The following is an 18405-nucleotide window of genomic DNA, read 5'->3' on the forward strand; positions in this document are numbered from 1 at the left end:
AGCAAAAGGCGGATGGTCAGACGAAACAGGTGGGGGGTCAAAATTGGACGCCGGTCACCCCGCCAGAGGGGTCAATATTCCACGCCTAAACACAGTGTAGGGCGCGAATTCGCCGCTTCGGGCAGCAGTGTCGATATGTACGCAGCCGCGCTTTCTTTGCCCCATGAGCTTAGGCCATAGGAGGCGGATTGATCGGTGACTGCTACCCGCGACACTCGCTCACATCGATAGGTATTGGCCACACACCACCATCATATTATGCCGGATACAGTGCCGACCATGGCGGTCGCCCGCTGCCACAAGCAAGATGGCGCTGGCGGCCGGGCTTCCGGCCGCCCCTTTGGCAAACAGCAGCCTGATCTGGTAGCGGAGTAGAGAGCTTTCTCCGCTCCGACTGCTTCATTTCTTGCCTTCTCGGGCCCATGGCGGGGGTTGCTTGTTCTCGATCCACGGAAGAAGCTGGAGCGGCTTACGTTCGATGGCCGATGTGATGATCGGATAGTGCTTGAGCGCGCTCCGCATCAGTGGAAGATCCGCCGGATTGGTGTAGCGCGTATTGGTCTCACTGCCTTCGCTCAGTCGACCCGAGATGTCATCGATGATCTCAGTCGAAACACCCGCCTGCTTCAGGGTGTCGGCCATGCCGTGACGAAGTGCGTGGATCGCACGCTTCCACATTTTTTCACCGAGCGCTCCCTGCATCACAGGGACGAAGGTGTCGTAGAAACGATCGCCAGGGTCGTTATCTGTCTTGTCCGAAAACAGGTCCGGAAAAAGCGCCTCGTATCCAAGCTGCTTGATAGCTTCAACGTAGTCGATGAAGCCCAGTCGGACCATTTCCTCGGGTACCGGAAGCAGCCGCTCCGACTGTGCCGTTTTCAGCCGCCGCAGGCTGTTCGTCCGGAGGATGATGACATAGCCGTTCTCGTCCTTCGCGATATCATTCACGGAAAGACCGGCGAACTCCTTCCTCCTCGGTCCCAGGTAGGTGAACAGGATCGGCAGATAATAGAGCGCATCGTGGAAGACATGCTTTCCCGATTTGCGCCGCTTGCCCCGGAGGTGACCGATCGACCCGCAGAAGACGGGGCTCGAGAAGATCGGAGCAATGTCCTGCGGCTTGGGCTTGTACTGCTGGCGACGTACCTCGCCCAGTTTTGGTTTCCGGGGCCGTAGGCCTTCGAAGGTCCAGCTCTCGATTTCGAAGCCATGACCTTTGAGATGCTTCAGGAAGTGCTGCAGATTGCCAAAGTGCTTGCGGATGGTCCCGGCCGCGAGGCCGACCTTTGCCTTGGTTGCGGAGGCTTCGGCCGCTTTGCGCAGCTTTTCGCCCTCTGCGCGCAGTTCCGGTGCCGACATGATCCTCATCCGGCTGCTTCGGCCCCAGTCTGTTGGAATGTGGTTGAAGTGTTGCCGCAACTGACCGATGTGAAACTGCGCGATCTGTCCGGAATGCTCGACCCCATGTTCCTCGAGCACTGTCTTGAACATCCTCACCAGGGCCATCGCGTCGCGCCCGGTGTCCTTCGTCCACTCGTCGCCCATGTTGGCGATTAGCTTTTCACATTCCTGCTCGAAATCCGAAACCGCGACAACCCGCTGCTCGGTTTCCGAAACTTGCGGCGCTGGCTTCGTTGTCGTCGCCGGGTGAGGCGTCAGCTCGAGATAGGCCAGTTCCGGCTCTTCCGGAACAGCAGCCGCTGAGGCAGTCAAGGATCGCTCATCAACCAGAACTGCAGGAGCAGGATGTGAAACTTGAGCAGGTGCCGCCTTCAAGTCGGCAACAGACGCCACGGCTCTTCCGCCGCTTGTGAACTCGCTCTGGCTCCTGTCGACGAGGTCGTCGCGTTCGTCAATGTCCAACAGGGCTGCCGCGCGGCCTTCGAAGATCTTGGACATTGCGCGCTCACGATTGGCGACCGTATCGTCGATCTCGAAGTTGTAGATCAGCCGTCGGATGCCGTCTTCGAAGCCGGGGCTGCGCGCCAGCGCCCGTTCGCCCTGATAGTTGGCGCGAATGGCATCGACATGCGATGCGGGTACGCAATTGTTCAAAAGGTAGGTGAGGCCCGCGCAGCCACTCTCCAGAGATAGCTCAACGCGCGTGCCGAACTTTGCCAGGAGCTGATAGGCCCAGCCAGCCTCGAGATCGAGCTCCATCTCGACGACATCGCCGCCGCGGCCGTTGCGCTTGGCCATCGTGCTGATGTCATCGAGCCTCTCGGTTTCCTCATCCCGTACATGCTCGAACAGCATCTGGAGTTGGCGCTTGCTGGACATCACTTCCTTCGAATGCACCTTCATTTCGGCCAGGCGCGTGTTCAGCTTCCGGCCAATGATCTGCGCCTTTCTATGATCGGAACAATGAAGGCTGAGTGAAAGACGGCTGCCCGGAAGGCAGTGAATGAAGGCGGCGGGGATGCGCGGACGCCACTAGAAGATGTTTCCGCGGCGGATCAGATTCTCGACCTCGTGGCGCACGGCCATGACGAATGCCCTCTATCGGGCCCGAAGATTTGGCTGCGGCGGTTAAGCGCCTGGGCATCACCTTTGGGCATCAGTTTTGGGCATCAGGTCGCCAATGTTGCCAAAACGGGATCCGGCACGACTGGAAAAACAAGGGAATCAAGGCTTTTTGGGAGAATTGGCTGGGGAACCTGGATTCGAACCAGGACTAACGGAGTCAGAGTCCGTGGGTCTACCGTTAACCTATTCCCCAAGAATAGTGCGACGGCGTGCGTCGTTCGGTGTGGGCGGCTTATAGCCAAAGCGCGGGCGGATGCAAATACCCTTTTTGAAAAAGTTTTCACCAGGGTGCCGCGAGTGTTTTGCGGCGGGGATCGCGGTCGCGGGCAGGCGGTCGAAAAACCGATTGGCGAAAGCGCCGGTCGCTGTTATCTTCCGGTCAACGAAACAGATGGACGCCTGCTGCATGCCATGATGGCGTTGCGCGGCGAGATGGATAGAAGTGATGGACCCCGAGGGCGGCGGAAAGCCGCAACAGGGCGGGGCATCGGCTGAAGGGCGGGGCGAACCGAAGTCCCGCCGCCGCAGGGCGAAGCGGAACGGCAAGCACCGTCACGCGGCGCCTCGCATGCATGGCGCACCCGCGAACGAGGCGGGTCAGTCCCATGTCGAGCCGGGCAACGCCGAAAGTCCCAAACGCAAGCGAAAGCGCCGCCGCGCGCGGTCGCCATCGGATGCCGAAGGCATGCCGAAGACAGCCGCGGGCACGCCGTCCCGGCCTTCCGGTGCGGAAACCGGCGCGTCCGAGGATCGCAACCGCACGCGAAAGCGCCGCAAGAAGAACCGCAGCGGTCGCGAACTGCAGGGCCGCCCGCTTGCGCCGCCGCGCCATGAGCCCGCCTATGCCCCCGAGACGGCCGTCAGGGCTGCTGCCTCCGCCCCAAGGCCGGCGACGCAGTCGGCCGCGGAGACCGGCCGGCCGCCGTTCCGGGACGACTTCTACGCCGCGCTCGATCTCGGCACCAACAATTGCCGGCTTCTGGTGGCCCAGCCGACCCGTCCGGGACAGTTCCGCGTCGTCGACGCTTTCTCCCGGATCGTCAGGCTCGGCGAAGGCCTCGCGGCGAGCCGAAGGCTTTCCAACGAAGCCATGGACAGGGCCGTCGAAGCGCTCAAGGTCTGCGCCGGAAAGCTTTCCAGCCGGCCCATCCGCAAGATGCGCCTGATCGCCACCGAAGCCTGCCGGGCAGCCGAGAACGGGGAGGAATTCCTCGACCGCGTCGTGCGCGAGACCAGCCTCACCCTGGAGATCATCGACCGCGAGACCGAGGCGCGCCTTGCCGTCTCCGGCTGCTCGTCGCTCGTCGGGCGGGAGGCCCGTTCGGTCGTTCTCTTCGATATCGGCGGCGGCTCCTCGGAAATCGCCGTCATCCGTATCGGCGAAAGCCGTTCCAACAGGCTTGCCAACCATATCACCCACTGGACCTCGCTGCCCGTCGGCGTGGTGACGCTGTCGGAACGCCACGGCGGCCGCGACGTGACGCCGGACGTGTTTGCCGGAATGGTGGCCGAGGTCGAGGAAATGCTGGCCGGCTTCGAGGCGCCGCCGGTGGCGGGCCATCACCGGGAAGACGGCGCGGGTTTCCACTTGATCGGAACCTCCGGCACGGTCACGACGCTTGCCGGGGTTCACCTCGACCTGCCGCGCTACGACCGCCGCAAGGTGGACGGGCTGTGGCTCTCCGATGCCGAGGTTTCCGCGATGCAGGCGAAGCTCCTATCCTGGGATTTTTCCGACCGCGCCGCAAATCCCTGCATCGGCCCCGACCGGGCCGACCTGGTGCTCGCCGGCTGCGCCATCCTGGAGGCGATCCGCCGGCGCTGGCCGAGCCCGCGCATGCGCGTTGCCGACCGCGGGCTTCGCGAGGGAATTCTGACTGACATGATGGCGGATGACGGTGCATGGCGCCGCATCCGGCCGCGCCGCCCCGACGTGGAGCGGCAGGAGCAGGGGACGCGTCGATGACGAAACCGCCGGTCGCAGGCAACCGGACAGGCCGAAAGCTCGGCCAGAAGGTGAAGAAGGGCAAGCTCAAGGCGTCGTCGCGGCGCTGGATCGAGCGCCATATCAACGATCCCTACGTGCAGAGGGCGAGGCTCGAGGGCTACCGCGCCCGGGCCGCCTTCAAGTTGCTGGAAATCGACGAGAAGCACCAGATCCTCAAGGGCGCGCGCCGGATCATCGATCTCGGTGCGGCGCCCGGAAGCTGGTCGCAGATCGCCGCAAAGGTAACGGGCTCGACCGACGAGGACATCCGGGTCGCGGCAATCGATTTCCTCGAGATGGCGCCGCTGCCGGGCGTCAGGATCCTGCAGCTCGACTTCCTCGATCCGTCGGCCCCGCAACAGCTGACCGATGCGATCGGCGGCGCGCCGGACCTGGTGATTTCCGACATGGCGGCCCCCACCACGGGCCACCAGAAGACGGACCACCTGAGGACCATGCACCTGTGCGAGGTCGCGGCCTATTTCGCCGTCGACGTCCTGAAGGAGGGCGGGCACTTCCTGGCCAAGACCTTCCAGGGTGGGACCGAGCGGGATCTCCTCAACATGCTCAAGCAGAACTTCCGGCAGGTGATCCACATCAAGCCCGGCGCCTCCCGTTCGGAATCGGTGGAAATGTTCCTGCTCGCCAAGCACTTCAAGGGCCGCAAGGCCGAGGGCGAAGGTGAGGCTGCAGCCGAGGCCGACGAAGCGGAAGACTGATCACTCGGCGGCTTCGGGCTCGATGATCGCCTTGCGCCCGTGACCGGATACGGCTGCTCCCGCGTCCCGCCTCAGGCCGAGCAGCGGAACGATGGCGAAGAGCGACACGCCGGCGACGACGAAGAATGCCAGGTGAAAGTCCGCAAGCCGAAGATGACCGCTGGACAGCATGGCGGATATTTCCAGGATGAATGCGGCAAAAGCGACCCCGAGCGCGAGGCTCACCTGCTGGAGCACCGAGGCGATCGAGGTGGCCTGGCTTGCCTGCGAATTGTCGATCTCCGCATAGCTGAGCGCGTTGCTGCCGGTAAAGAAGAACGACCGGAAAAGCCCGGACGCGACCAGGAAGGCGATGATCAGCGCGTGCGAGGTCTCCGGCGTGAAGAAGCCGTTCGCGGCAGTCGTCAGCGCAGCCAGGAAGCCGGCGGTGATCAGCATGGCCTTGAACCCGGTCGCCGCGAAGACCCGCCGGGCGATGAACTTGACCGTCAGCGCCCCGATCGCGCCGGCAAAGGTGATCATGCCCGACTGGAACGGGTTGAGCCCGAAGCCAAGCTGCAGCATCAGCGGCATCAGGAACGGGATGGCGCCGGTGGAGATGCGGAAGATGGTTCCGCTGACCGTTGCGGCCCGGAAGGCGTCGTTCCTGAAAATCGCGAGGTTGAGGATCGGCGAGGGGTGTCGCGCTGCGTGCCGCACATAGCCTATGCCGCATGCGATGCCGAACAGGGTGGCGCAGATGCCGAAGGCCGGCGGCAGAGCGGGAAGGCTGACGACCGAGAGCCCGAAGACCGTGCCCGCGGCGGCCATGGAGGCGAGGAAGAAGCCGAACCAGTCTATGGGCGGCGGGCGGACGGCCTCGATATCCGGCAGGAATATGCCGGACAGCCATATTCCGAGAAGGCCGATCGGGACATTGATGATGAAGATCCACTGCCACGCGAAATAGGTGGTGATGAAGCCGCCGACGGGCGGCCCGGTCAGCGGCGCGATCAGTGCTGGAATGGTCAGGAGCGCGAGGGCCGAGACGAGTTCGCTGCGATCAGTTGTCCTCAGGAGCAGGAGCCGTCCCACGGGCGTCATCATCGCGCCGCCCATGCCCTGCAGGAAGCGGGAAAGGACGAATTGCGACACCGAGCCGGAAACGGCGCAGCAGATCGACCCGATGATGAACACGACCAGCGCGAGCCGGAAGACCTTCTTGGCGCCGAAGCGGTCCGCCATCCAGCCGCTGACCGGAATGAAGATCGCCAGTGCCAGCATGTAGGAGGTGAGGGCAAGCTTCAGGGTGATCGGCCCGACGCCGAGATCGGCCGCGATCGTCGGCAGCGCCGTCGATATGACGGTGGAATCCATGTTTTCCATGAACAGTGCGACGGCGAGAATGAGGGGGACGATGCGGTTCATGGACTGGGTCACGCGGGGAAGGAGGCTGGCCTTACTAGAGCTATCCTCGCCAATTGCCAACGCCCGTCGATGTTCCGATCATATCCGCATCACGTCTGCGTGACGCCGCTTTCCGTGCTGAGGGGGTCGATTATCTCAGTCCGCGACGTTCCCGCAGTCGCGGGGAGAACGGGAATTCGAGGGAGAGGACGATCATGACCATACCGAAGATGGGACGCCGGGCGCTGCTGGGTTCGGCCGGGCTTGGCATACTGGCCGCGCCGGCTATCGTACGTGCCCAGCCCGCCCCTGCGGCGCAGGGGACCGTGCAACTGGAAATCGACCGCGCCATGCCACCGGAGACTCACCGCTTCCCGCTTGGCGACTTCGAGGTCTTCGTCATCAAGGACGGTGCCCGCGGGTCGGGCGCGCCGAACGAGACCTTCGGGACCAACCAGCCGCCAGCCGATGTCGCGGCACTTCTGGAGGAGAACTTCCTGCCGGCAGGCGACTTCGTGAACAGTTTCGCCCCGACGCTCGTCAACACGGGCAGCGAACTCGTGCTCTTCGACACCGGGCTTGGCCCCGGTGGACGCGCGCAGGGACTGGGCCGGCTGGTCGAGGGGCTCGCGGCAGGCGGCTATGCGCCCGAGGACGTCACCGTGGTGGTGATCACCCACATGCACGGCGATCACATCGGCGGGCTGATGGAGGACGGCAAGCCGGCCTTCCCGAATGCGCAATACGTGACCGGCCAGGTCGAGTACGACTTCTGGACCGATCCCGCCCGCGTCGGGACGCCGGCCGAGAACGGCCACAAGGGCGTTGTCGCCAACGTCCAGCCGCTTGCGGAGAAGATGACGTTCATCGGCGATGGAGGGGATGTCGTCTCCGGCATCACCGGCATGGCCGCCTTCGGTCATTCGCCGGGGCACATGATCTACAACATCGAATCGGGCGGTCGGCGCCTGGTGCTGACGGCCGATACCGCCAACCATTTCGTGCTGTCGCTGCAGCGGCCCGACTGGGAGGTCCGCTTCGACATGGACAAGCAGGCCGCCGCGGCGACCCGCAAGAAGGTCTTCGACATGATCGCGGCCGACAAGGTCGCCTTCGTCGGCTATCACATGCCCTTCCCGGCGGTGGGCTATATCGAGAAAGAGGGAACCGGCTACCGCTTCGTGCCGAAGTCCTACCAGTTCGACCTCTGAGCATCCTCGACGACGAGCCAGGAACCCGGAGGCTCGGTCTCCGGGTTTTTTCTATTCCCATCCCGTCATGAACGTGTTACCAGCCCTCGCCAACTTCCTAGCATTTTTAAGGGACGCCCGGGCGGACGAATGATCGTTCCGGTGCAGTTCCCGCATTTCTGACCCGAAGGAATTGGCCATGGCACGCATCATTGAATCAGCAACCGGCGCGGATGCGCTTACCTTCGACGACGTGCTGCTGCAGCCCGGCCATTCCGAGATCATGCCCGGGCAGACGAACATCGCCACCACCATCGCCCGCGACATCGACCTCAACCTGCCGATCCTCTCTTCGGCAATGGATACGGTCACGGAAAGCCGGCTGGCGATCGCCATGGCCCAGGCCGGCGGTATCGGTGTCATCCACCGCAACCTGACGCCCGTCGAGCAGGCCGAGGAAGTCCGGCAGGTCAAGAAGTTCGAAAGCGGCATGGTCGTCAATCCGGTGACCATCGGCCCCGACGCGACATTGGCCGAGGCGCTGTCGCTCATGAAGTCCCACGGCATTTCCGGTATTCCGGTGGTGGAAAACGGCGGCAACGACGGCCAGAAGACCGGTCGTCTCGTCGGCATCCTGACCAACCGCGACGTTCGCTTCGCCTCCGACCCATCCCAGAAGATCTACGAACTGATGACGCGGGAAAACCTCATCACGGTCAACGACAACGTCGACCAGTCCGAGGCCAAGCGTCTTCTTCACAAGCATCGCATCGAGAAGCTTCTGGTCGTTGACGGGCAGGGCCACTGCGTCGGCCTGATCACCGTGAAGGATATCGAGAAGTCGCAGCTCAACCCGAACGCCTCGAAGGATGCGCAGGGTCGACTGCGGGCAGCCGCGGCGATCAGCGTCGGCGACGACGGCTTTGAGCGTGCCGAACGGTTGATCGACGCCGGTGTGGACCTTCTCGTCGTCGACACGGCGCACGGCCATTCGCAGCGCGTCCTCGATGCCGTCGCCCGGGTGAAGAAGCTTTCGAACTCCGTGCGCATCATGGCCGGCAACGTCGCCACGGCCGACGGCACCCGCGCCCTCATCGATGTCGGCGCCGACGCGGTGAAGGTCGGTATCGGCCCGGGATCAATCTGCACGACGCGGATCGTCGCAGGCGTGGGCGTCCCCCAGCTCGCCGCCATCATGGCCGCCGTGGGCGCCGCCCGGGAGCAGAACATTCCGGTCATTGCCGATGGCGGCATCAAGTTCTCGGGTGACCTTGCCAAGGCAATCGCCGCAGGCGCCTCCGCCGTGATGGTCGGCTCGCTCCTGGCCGGCACCGACGAAAGCCCGGGCGAGGTCTACCTCTACCAGGGGCGCTCCTTCAAGGCATACCGCGGAATGGGCTCGGTCGGCGCCATGGCGCGCGGATCGGCGGACCGCTACTTCCAGGCGGAAGTCCGCGACACTCTGAAGCTCGTCCCCGAAGGCATTGAAGGCCAGGTTCCCTACAAGGGCCCGGTCTCGGCGGTCCTGCACCAGCTCGCCGGCGGTCTGCGCGCCGCCATGGGCTATGTCGGCGGCGTGGACATTCGCGACTTCCAGGAGAGGGCGACATTCGTGCGCATCTCCGGCGCGGCCTTGAGGGAAAGCCACACCCACGGCGTGACGATCACCCGCGAAAGCCCGAACTATCCGGGCACCGGGGGCTGATCGGAACATCCTTTCGTCGATAGCGGCAGCAACCCCGGCTGTCGCTCGTCGACTAGATCATGTACGAGCCATGGCCCTTGGGTCGTGGCTCGTAAAGCGACTGCCGGCCATGCTCCTGCAACCGTTCTGGAGAGCGCAGTGACGTTCAGCACGATGATGATCTGGCCGATGATCGGCCACGCGGCCCTGGTTTTCTGCCTCTACTTCCTCCTGTCGCGACGCCGCGTCGGCGCCGTGCGCGCCGGCACGGCCAGGGCCGATCAGTTCAGGGAAAACCGCGACGAGCCGCTCGAAAGCCTGCTCATCAACAACAACATCAAGAACCAGTTCGAGCTTCCGGTCCTCTTCCATGTGGTCTGCCTGGCGCTCTACGTGACGACCGCGGACAATGTGGGCACGGCCCTGCTGGCCTGGGCATTCGTGCTTTCGCGCTACGTCCACGCCTATGTCCACATCACCACCAACCGGCTTCGCCAGCGCCGGTCGATCTTCATCACGGGCTTCTTTATCGTCGTCCTGCTTTGGGGCTGGCTTGCCGTCTGGCTCGCGCTCTCCTGAGGTGATCCGGGAGGCCGATCTTTCACGCAGAAGTGTCACCCGCTTGTCGGCGGGATGATCTAGCCTTCGTCCTCCGGCATTCCGTCTCGTGCGGGCATGGCCGGATAGTCCCGGGAGGAGACCTGCATGGAAAAGCCGACCATCACCCCGACCATCACCCAGGCGATGATCAACGCCTATGATGAATACACGCACCTCACGCTCGACCGCCGCGGCTTCATGGAGAAGCTGACTGCCCTGGCGGGGTCCGGCGCCGCGGCCGCCGCCATCGCGCCGCTCCTGGCCGCCAACGGAGCAAACGCGCAGATCGTGGCCGAGAGCGACGATCGGCTGATCGCGGAAGACGTGACCTATCCGGGAGCGGACGGGGAGATGACCGGCTACCTCGTGCGCCCCAGGGATGCGAGCGGCGATCTGCCCGCCGTGATCGTCATCCATGAAAACCGTGGCCTGAACGCCCATATCCGCGACGTGGCGCGGCGCATGGCGCTCGAGGGCTTCGTCGTCCTGGCGCCCGATTTCCTCTCGCCGCAGGGCGGTACGCCCGCCGACGAGGACCAGGCCCGACAGATGTTCAGCAGCCTCGATCCGAACGCCACCGCCGCCAACGGCGAAGCGACGCGCGCCTATCTTGCAAGTCTGGAAGGCACCAACGGCAAGGTCGGCGCGGTCGGCTTCTGCTGGGGAGGCGGGCTCGTGAACCGCATGGCAACGAAATCCCCGGAACTCAATGCCGGTGTGGCCTATTACGGATCCCAGCCGCCGATCGAGGACGTGCCCGCAATCCGCGCGCCGCTATTGCTGCACTATGCAGGGCTCGACGAGCGGATCAACGCGGGCATCGAGGCCTACAAGGCCGCGCTCGAACAGAACGGCAAGACCTTCGAGATCTACGTCTACGAGGGCGTCAACCACGCCTTCAACAACGACACCTCGGCGGCGCGATACGACAAGGCGGCGGCGGATCTCGCCTGGAAACGCACGGTCGACTTCTTCAGGACGCACCTGAGCTGAGTTCGGCGGCGGGCCTTGTCCCGGCGTCGCCCCGATTTGCCAACCGGCAGTTCGAGATCGCCTTCGCCAACGCCGCCATTTCCTCGCGCCGGCCGCTCGATCTCCGCCACACAAGGCCGATCTCCCGGGAGGGGGCGGGGTCGGCAAAGGGGACGATGCGGATGTCGTTGCGCGCCGTCTCCGTCGGGATGGCGAGTTCGGGAATGAGCGTCATCCCCATGTCGTGGGATACCATCTGCAGAAGCGTCGCCATCGACGTCGCGCCGATGTTGACGAGGTTGCGCTTGCGCGTGGTGCCGCAGACCGAAAGCGCCTGTTCTCTCAGGCAATGGCCCTCCTCGAGCAGGAGAAGGCGATCGGTGTCGACCTGCGTCTCCGTCATCGGCGACATCAGGATGGTGTCGCTGTTGTTGGCCATTGCCATGTAGAAGGGGTCGAAGAACAGGGACGTCGTCTCAAGTCCCTCCTGCTCGATCGGGAGCGCCGCGATGACGGCATCGAGCCTTCCTTCCTGAAGATCGATGAGCAACCGGTCGGTCACCGCCTCCTTCAGTTCGATCTCGATCAGCGGGAAGTTCTCCCGCAGCCGCGGCACGAGCTTCGGCACGAGGTAGGGAGCGACGGTCGGAATGATCCCGATCCGGACCAGTCCTTCCAGGAGCTTGCCGCTATTGCGTGCACCGTTTTCCAGCTGATCCACGAGCCCGAGTATCGCGACGACCTGTGCGAGAACGTCCTCTCCATGGCGGGTCAGGAGGATGCCGCCGCGGTTCCGCTCGACGAGTCGCACCCCCAGCGAATGCTCCATCTCGCTGATCTGGGCAGAGAGGGCGGGTTGGCTGACATGGACCGATTCCGCCGCGCGCCCGAAGTGTCGTTCCCGGGCGAGGGCCTCGAAATACCGCATTTGGCGAAGCGTCAGAGCCATAAGAAAATCCTATCGACAATCCAAAAAAATAATATTGGAAATTATGGAACTGCGGTGCGAAGGTCAAGCCGAAACCTAGAATCGTTCCAGAATGAAGCAGGGAGATGACATGTCCGACCGTCCCACGATGACGACCACCGCCGGTGCCCCTATACCGGACAACCAGAATTCGATTACTGCGGGGCCGCGTGGCGGCGTCATGCTGCAGGACTACCAGCTGATCGAGAAGCTGGCCCACCAGAACCGCGAGCGCATTCCCGAGCGCGTCGTCCATGCCAAGGGCTGGGGCGCCTATGGTACGCTGAAGATCACCGGGGACATCTCCAGGTACACGAAGGCCAAGTGCCTGCAGCCGGGCGCGGAAACGCCGATGCTGGCTCGCTTCTCCACCGTCGCCGGTGAAATGGGCGCGGCCGACCACGAGCGCGACGTGCGCGGTTTTGCGCTGAAGTTCTACACGCCGGAAGGCAACTGGGACCTCGTCGGCAACAACACGCCGGTCTTCTTCATCCGTGATCCGCTGAAGTTCCCCGACTTCATCCACACCCAGAAGCGCCATCCGCGCACCAACCTGCGCTCCGCGACGGCGATGTGGGACTTCTGGTCGCTTTCCCCGGAAAGCCTGCACCAGGTCACCATCCTGATGTCCGACCGCGGCCTGCCGGTCGACCCGATGCACATGAACGGCTACGGTTCGCACACCTATTCCTTCTGGAATGACGCCGGCGAGCGCTACTGGGTGAAGTTCCACTTCAAGACCCTGCAGGGCCACAAGCACTTCACCAACGAGGAAGGCGAAGCCCTCATCGGCAAGACCCGCGAAGGCTATCAGGAAGCCCTCTTCGGCGGCATCGAGCGTGGCGAGTTCCCGCGCTGGAAGGTGCAGGTCCAGATCATGACCGAAGAGCAGGCCGAGAAGACCTCCTACAACCCGTTCGACCTCACCAAGGTCTGGCCGCATTCCGAGTTCCCGCCGATCGACATCGGCACGATGGAACTGAACCGCAATGCGGACAACTATTTCGCAGAGATCGAACAGGCCGCATTCTCGCCGTCCAACATCGTGCCCGGCATCAGCCACTCCCCGGACAAGATGCTGCAGGCCCGCGTGTTCTCCTATGCCGATGCCCATCGTTATCGCCTGGGCACCCATTACGAGAACATTCCGGTCAACCAGCCGCGCTGCCCGGTCCATCACTACCATCGCGATGGTCAGATGAACACCTACGGCGGCCTGCGCACCGGCAATCCGGAGGCCTACTACGAGCCCAACTCGGTCAACGGACCCTTCGAGGACGCTTCCGCCAAGGAGCCGCCGCTGAAGATCTCCGGCGACATGGCCCGCTATGACCACCGCGAAGGCAACGACGACTACGCCCAGCCGCGGGCGCTCTTCAACCTCTTCGACGAGGGCCAGAAGGGCCGCCTGTTCTCCAACATCGCAGCAGCGATGGGTGGGGTTCCCGGCCACATCGTCGAGCGCCAGCTCGCCCACTTCAAGCTGGTCCATCCGGACTACGAGGCAGGCGTCCGCGCTGCGCTGGAAAAGATGCACGGCTACAAGGCCGACACGATTTCGGCACAGCCCACCGCTGCCGCCGAGTAACATCGGTACCTGATGAAAATGAAACCGGAGCTTCTGCCCCGGTTTTTCGTTCTACCAACTGGTCGCCATCTGGCCGGCCCGCAGCTTGAGCGAACGGCCGATCCCCTTCGGCTCGGGATCCAGGTCGTCCGGGACCACCGCCGGCGAGATGTTGTCGAGGCAGGCGGCGATGTGATCGGTGATCGCGTTCATCAGCGAGGGCGACAGCCCCGGCCGTTTCATCAGGCCGATCTGCACCGGCGGAAGCGGCGGGAAGCCATCCCCGGAAGTCAGCACCTTCATGCCGGGGCGCAGCGCCGATTCCGGCAGGACCGAGACCGCCATCCCCGCAAGCACTGCAGCCGCGACCACGGTCGACGACCAGCTCGTGAACAGGATCTGGTATTCCCGGCCGTCCGCATCCAGCGCCGAGGATGCCAGCTGCCGCCACAGGCAATCCCGGCGCCCGACCGCAAGCGGCACCGGCGCGCCCTCCCGTAGCGGATGGTTCGCCGATCCGACCCAGCAGAGCGGTTCGGTACGGACCACGTCCGACATGCGGGCCCGCGGGTTATGGGTCACCAGCGCAATGTCCAGCTCGCCGCGGGCCATCCGCTCCGCCAGGCTCGCTGAGTTCTCGCAGACGATATAGAGCTCGACGTTCGGGTGGGTTTTGGCGAAACGACCTATGATTTCCGGCATGTAGCGGTCCGCGTAATCGTCGGGCGTGCCGATCCTCAGCGTCCCTTCCAGCCGGTTGTCGTCGAAGGCGGCAATAGCCTCATTGTTCAGGCGGATGATGCGGCGGGCATAGTTGAGGAGCTTCTCGCCCTCGGTCGTCAGCCGGTTGCCGCGCCCGTCCTTCGCGAAGAGCTGTTTGCCGATCCTCTCCTCGAGGCGACGCATCTGCATGGAGACCGCCGACTGCGTCTTGAACACCCGGTCCGCCGCCTTGGTGAAGCTGCCGGTGTCGACGATGGCGAGGAAAGTGTGAAGCTGGTCGATATCGAGGGGAGCAGTCATGGCGTCCATCCATCAGAGTAGCTGATAGCAACCATTAGAAACATTCGTTGGACTGATCAATAGAGCTTAGAATAAATGGCAAATGTACTCATCAGATCGGGTGTTTCTCCCTTCGCCCGTAGCAAATTGGCCACCCGTTCGCATGTTTCGCGGACGGGGCGGCTATCCTCGTGCCGATGGAAGGAAAGTATCATGCGCACGACCCGGATTGTTGAACTCGACCTCGCCAAGCCGCAGCCGGCGACGCGCGGCCTCTACACCACGAGCATTGCGTTCGCGGCGACGATCTGGCGCGTGATGCGCAATCGCTGGGCGTCCAACCGTCTTCACGAGCTCGACGACCGCCAGCTCGACGATATCGGCCTGAGCCGTCACGACGTCTTCGCCGCGACGCATGCCTCCCGCCTCTTCGACGATCCCGCCGCCCTGCTGGCCGAGTCTGCGCGCCGCCGTGCGGTCGTCAGGTTCGAGCGGCTTCGGAGAATCTGAATTTTCCCCGCAGGGTGATAGCCAATAGCCCTGCCGCTTGCCCGGCCCGGTCTCCCGGCCGGGCTTTTTTATGCCTGGTTTATTTGGGGCTCTTCGCCGCCGCGGCGGCTTCGCCGGCGGGCTTGCCGCCCAGATAGGTATCGAAGATCGATTCCATGCTCTTCTGATAGGCCTTCTGCACCTCGAGCCCGCTGTCGAACATGCTGGCCAGCGCGTCGGCGTAGGGATTGGACGCAGGCTTCGCTTCTGTCTGCGCGGAGGCCTTTTGAGCCGCCGCCGTGCCGGGCTTGCCCGTCATCATCTCCTGGAACGCCTGCATGAAAGGGTTGTTGGCGAACGGATCGACCGTTGCCGCGGGACGTGGCGCCGCCGTTTCCTTGTCCAGCCCCCAGGCGCTGCGGATGCTCTGCATGAAGGGATTGTCGAAGAGATCAGCCGACGCGGCCGCAGGGCTCGGCTTCGGCTGGAGGCCGAGGTTCTCCAGCCATTGCCGGGTCATCTGTCCCATCGGGCTGGAGGCGAACATATCGCCGCCTTGCTGCATCTGCCCGGTCGCCTGCTTGAACATGCCGCCCATCATCATGTCCGCCATAACCGGCATCATGTTGCGCAACATGTCCTGGCCGAGCCCGGTCAGTTGCGCCGCCTGCGCCGAGATGGCGCGCGCGACCGCCGGTGACCCGAAGAGCTTGTCCAGAACGGCATTGCCGTCCGCGATCCCCTGCGGCGTGAAGGCCTTGCTCAGGTCCTCGAAATACTTCGCATACGTGCCCGACATCATCGTGTTCATCAGGGTGCCGAAGTCGTAGGGGTTAGTGGCGGTACGCTTGAGGCCGGAGGAAAAGGCGGGCGTCAGCGCTGCGATCGCCTGTGCCACCTGCTCCTGTGCAAGGTTGAACTGCCGCGCCATTGCCTCCATGGCGGTGCCGTTCTGCGCCTTTAGCATCATGTCGAACAGTGGCAGCATGGAGCATTCCTCTCGGGTTGACGCGATAGGCAAATATATCCCGAAACTTATCGACGGAAACCGCTTTTTGGAATGCGGTCGATCAGTACTTGTACTCGTCGAATACGGGCTCGACGCTTTCCTGCCAGCGACCGTGGTAAAGGGTCAGCAGGTCGTCCGCCAGTGTTGCCCTTGTCGCCAGCACTTCCTCGAGCGGGTTCAGGAATACCGTCTCGTCCTGCCCCTCGCCATTCAGCCGCTTGCGGGATGCCAGGCCGTCGCGCGAGATGGCGACGACCGCGCGGGCGATTTCCATCAGCGGCCGTCCGGCGATCTCGGCCTTGAGCCCTTTGGCGGGAACGTTGTCGCGAAGCTGCTGGACATCCGCGTAGGTCCACCCCGCCGTCAATTCTTCCGCTGCGGCAAGCGCGCCCTGGTCGTAGAGGAGGCCGACCCAGAAAGCCGGGAGCGCGCAGATGCGCCGCCACGGACCGCCATCGGCCCCGCGCATTTCAAGGAAGCGCTTCAGCCGGACGTCGGGAAAGAGCGTGGAAAGGTGGTTGGTCCAGTCGCCGAGCGTCGGCTCCCAGGCATCGATCTCGCCCTTGAGGGCGCCGTTCATGAACTGGCGGAAGGTGACATGGGTGCAGTCATGGTACCGGCCGTCGCGAACGACGAAATACATCGGCACGTCGAGTGCCCACTCGACATAGTCGTCAAAGCCGAAGTCGGCGTTGAAGACGAACGGGAGAATGCCCGCACGCTGGTTGTCGGTGTCGCGCCAGATGTCGCCGCGCCAGGAAAGCAGCCCGTTCGGCTTGCCTTCGGTGAAGGGCGAGGAGGCAAACAGTGCCGTTGCCAGCGGCTGCAGCTTCATCGAAAGCCGCATCTTGCGCGCCATGTCCTCCTCGGAGGAGAAGTCGAGGTTCACCTGGATCGTGCAGGTGCGATACATCATGTCGAGACCCTGCGTGCCGACCTTGGGCATGTAGCGGGTCATGATCCCGTAGCGCGACTTCGGCATCCTCGGCGTCTCGGCCAGGCTCCATTTCGGGCTGCCGCCGATGCCGAGGAAGCCGATGCCCATCGGCTCGGCGACCTCGCGCAGGACTTCGAGGTGCCGGTTGGATTCCTGGCAGGTCTGGTGGACCGTCTCGAGCGGCGCTCCGGAAAGTTCGAACTGGCCGCCGGGCTCGATGGAGATCGCGCCCATGCCGGTGGGTTCGGCAAGCCCGATGATGTTGTCGCCGTCCATGATCGGATCCCAGCCCAGCCGCGCCTGCATGCCCGTCAGAAGCGCGGCGATGCTGGCCTCGCCCGCATAGGGAACGGGGCTGTGGTCCCTGGTGAAGAACGGAAACTTCTCATGCTCGGTGCCGAGCCGGAATTCGTCGGCCGGACGCGCGCCGCCTGCGAGGTAGGCTGAAAGCTCGGACACCGAATTCAGGGGTGTCTGGTCGATCGTGTCACGGGCCATGGAAATTACCTTGTAGAGCCGCCAGGGCTGTCGTTTCCGGCTGCTTGAACCGGATTGATGTGCCGCGCAAGTGAATTTGTTTCAAGATGATTTCAGAATTTCATGAAATTCGTTGCCCGCGTATCATCGCCAGTCGCCGATGGTGGCCTGGATAACGGCGAGCGCGGCGACGGCGGCCGTATCCGCCCGCAGGATGCGCGGGCCGAGCGGGATCGGAGTGACGAAGTCGAGGCCGCGCAGCATCCCACGCTCCTCTTCCGAAAAGCCTCCCTCGGGTCCCACGAGAAGAGCGAGGCGCTGGCCTCGCAATTCCTCCAGCGCGGGGAGGGGGTTCTGGCTTTCCTCGCCTTCGTCGCAAAAGATGATCCGCCGGTCCGCCGGCCATTCGTCGAGCAGGTCACGCAGCTTCCTGGGCGGTGCGACCTGCGGGACCCACAGTATTCCGCATTGCTCCGCGGCTTCTATCGCGTTTGCCTGCAGCCGGTCGAGATTGGTGATCTTTCCCTGCACATGCTGCGTCATCACCGGCTGGAGCAGTCCGGCGCCCATCTCGACGGCCTTCTGTACCATGTAGTCGAGACGGCCGACCTTCAGCGGCGCGAAGAGGTAGTGGAGATCGGGGGCGGCAGGTTGCGGACGCGTCTGTTCGGCGCATTCGATCACCAGCTTCTTCCGGGAGGGGAAGGCGAGCCTTGCCCTCCATTCGCCGTCACGGCCGTTGAAGACGAGGATCTCGGCGCCATCCGTCAGCCGCAGCACGTTGGCGAGGTAGTTGAACTGCTCCGGACCGGCCTCGACCCGGGTGCCGGCCGAAAGGTCGCCCGCCACGTGAAGCCGCTGCATTCGGAAGTTGGCGCGCATGCTCGTTCACC

General features: G+C 63.9%; 15 protein-coding genes and 1 tRNA gene. 8 read left to right on the plus strand and 8 right to left on the minus strand.

The annotated features are described in order from the left end of the window. Positions 1-399: 399 nt before the first annotated feature. On the minus strand, positions 400-2280 hold the full coding sequence (locus ACWGPT_RS16885; RefSeq protein WP_452606796.1) for a DUF6538 domain-containing protein: 1881 nt from the start codon (positions 2278-2280) through the stop codon (positions 400-402). Between the two features lie 365 nt (positions 2281-2645). Further along, positions 2646-2719, minus strand: a tRNA-Gln gene (locus ACWGPT_RS16890). Positions 2720-2971: 252 nt separating this feature from the next. On the opposite strand from ACWGPT_RS16890, the gene ACWGPT_RS16895 reads away from it, so the two are divergent. After that, positions 2972-4492, plus strand: coding sequence for a Ppx/GppA phosphatase family protein (locus ACWGPT_RS16895; protein WP_452606797.1), 1521 nt, complete (start codon positions 2972-2974; stop codon positions 4490-4492). Beyond that, positions 4489-5232, plus strand: a complete 744-nt coding sequence (locus ACWGPT_RS16900; RefSeq protein ID WP_452606798.1) for an RlmE family RNA methyltransferase — start codon at positions 4489-4491, stop codon at positions 5230-5232. The genes ACWGPT_RS16895 and ACWGPT_RS16900 overlap by 4 nt, the downstream gene beginning before the upstream one ends. On the opposite strand, the gene ACWGPT_RS16905 is transcribed toward ACWGPT_RS16900, so the two are convergent. Next, positions 5233-6639 (minus strand): MFS transporter, encoded by a 1407-nt coding sequence (locus ACWGPT_RS16905; RefSeq protein ID WP_452606799.1) that lies wholly within the window; start codon positions 6637-6639, stop codon positions 5233-5235. 329 nt (positions 6640-6968) lie between these two features. On the opposite strand from ACWGPT_RS16905, the gene ACWGPT_RS16910 reads away from it, so the two are divergent. The 4 genes from ACWGPT_RS16910 (at position 6969) to ACWGPT_RS16925 (ending at position 11085) form a co-directional block, all read left to right on the plus strand. After that, positions 6969-7829, plus strand: a complete 861-nt coding sequence (locus ACWGPT_RS16910; RefSeq protein ID WP_452606955.1) for an MBL fold metallo-hydrolase — start codon at positions 6969-6971, stop codon at positions 7827-7829. 178 nt (positions 7830-8007) lie between these two features. Further along, positions 8008-9513: an IMP dehydrogenase gene (gene guaB, locus ACWGPT_RS16915; protein ID WP_452606800.1), complete on the plus strand. Its 1506-nt coding sequence runs from the start codon at positions 8008-8010 to the stop codon at positions 9511-9513. Positions 9514-9669: 156 nt separating this feature from the next. Then, positions 9670-10071, plus strand: a complete 402-nt coding sequence (locus ACWGPT_RS16920) for an MAPEG family protein (RefSeq protein ID WP_452606956.1) — start codon at positions 9670-9672, stop codon at positions 10069-10071. 126 nt (positions 10072-10197) lie between these two features. After that, complete coding sequence (locus tag ACWGPT_RS16925) at positions 10198-11085, plus strand: dienelactone hydrolase family protein (RefSeq protein WP_452606801.1); 888 nt, start codon at positions 10198-10200, stop codon at positions 11083-11085. Here ACWGPT_RS16925 and ACWGPT_RS16930 read toward each other — a convergent pair. Continuing rightward, the gene (locus tag ACWGPT_RS16930; protein ID WP_452606802.1) at positions 11066-12013 is read right to left on the minus strand and encodes a LysR substrate-binding domain-containing protein; all 948 of its coding nucleotides are present in this window, start codon (positions 12011-12013) and stop codon (positions 11066-11068) included. The genes ACWGPT_RS16925 and ACWGPT_RS16930 overlap by 20 nt on opposite strands. A gap of 109 nt (positions 12014-12122) precedes the next feature. Here ACWGPT_RS16930 and katA point away from each other — a divergent pair, with 109 nt between their 5' ends. Then, positions 12123-13619 carry a catalase KatA gene (gene katA / locus ACWGPT_RS16935; protein ID WP_452606803.1) on the plus strand — a complete coding sequence of 499 codons (1497 nt, stop codon included), beginning with the start codon at positions 12123-12125 and terminating at the stop codon, positions 13617-13619. 51 nt (positions 13620-13670) lie between these two features. On the opposite strand, the gene ACWGPT_RS16940 is transcribed toward katA, so the two are convergent. Beyond that, complete coding sequence (locus ACWGPT_RS16940; protein ID WP_452606804.1) at positions 13671-14621, minus strand: LysR substrate-binding domain-containing protein; 951 nt, start codon at positions 14619-14621, stop codon at positions 13671-13673. Positions 14622-14813: 192 nt separating this feature from the next. Here ACWGPT_RS16940 and ACWGPT_RS16945 point away from each other — a divergent pair, with 192 nt between their 5' ends. Next, positions 14814-15110 (plus strand): DUF1127 domain-containing protein, encoded by a 297-nt coding sequence (locus ACWGPT_RS16945; protein WP_452606805.1) that lies wholly within the window; start codon positions 14814-14816, stop codon positions 15108-15110. Positions 15111-15189: 79 nt separating this feature from the next. On the opposite strand, the gene ACWGPT_RS16950 is transcribed toward ACWGPT_RS16945, so the two are convergent. From ACWGPT_RS16950 to ACWGPT_RS16960, 3 genes are all read right to left on the minus strand, one after another. Beyond that, positions 15190-16077, minus strand: a complete 888-nt coding sequence (locus tag ACWGPT_RS16950; protein WP_452606806.1) for a DUF937 domain-containing protein — start codon at positions 16075-16077, stop codon at positions 15190-15192. A gap of 82 nt (positions 16078-16159) precedes the next feature. After that, entirely contained in the window at positions 16160-17533 is a 1374-nt protein-coding gene (locus ACWGPT_RS16955) for a glutamate--cysteine ligase (RefSeq protein ID WP_452606807.1), read from the minus strand. Between the two features lie 123 nt (positions 17534-17656). Further along, positions 17657-18394, minus strand: coding sequence for a 16S rRNA (uracil(1498)-N(3))-methyltransferase (locus tag ACWGPT_RS16960; RefSeq protein WP_452606808.1), 738 nt, complete (start codon positions 18392-18394; stop codon positions 17657-17659). Positions 18395-18405 lie beyond the last annotated feature (11 nt).

Source organism: Pseudorhizobium sp. NPDC055634 (genome assembly GCF_053618655.1).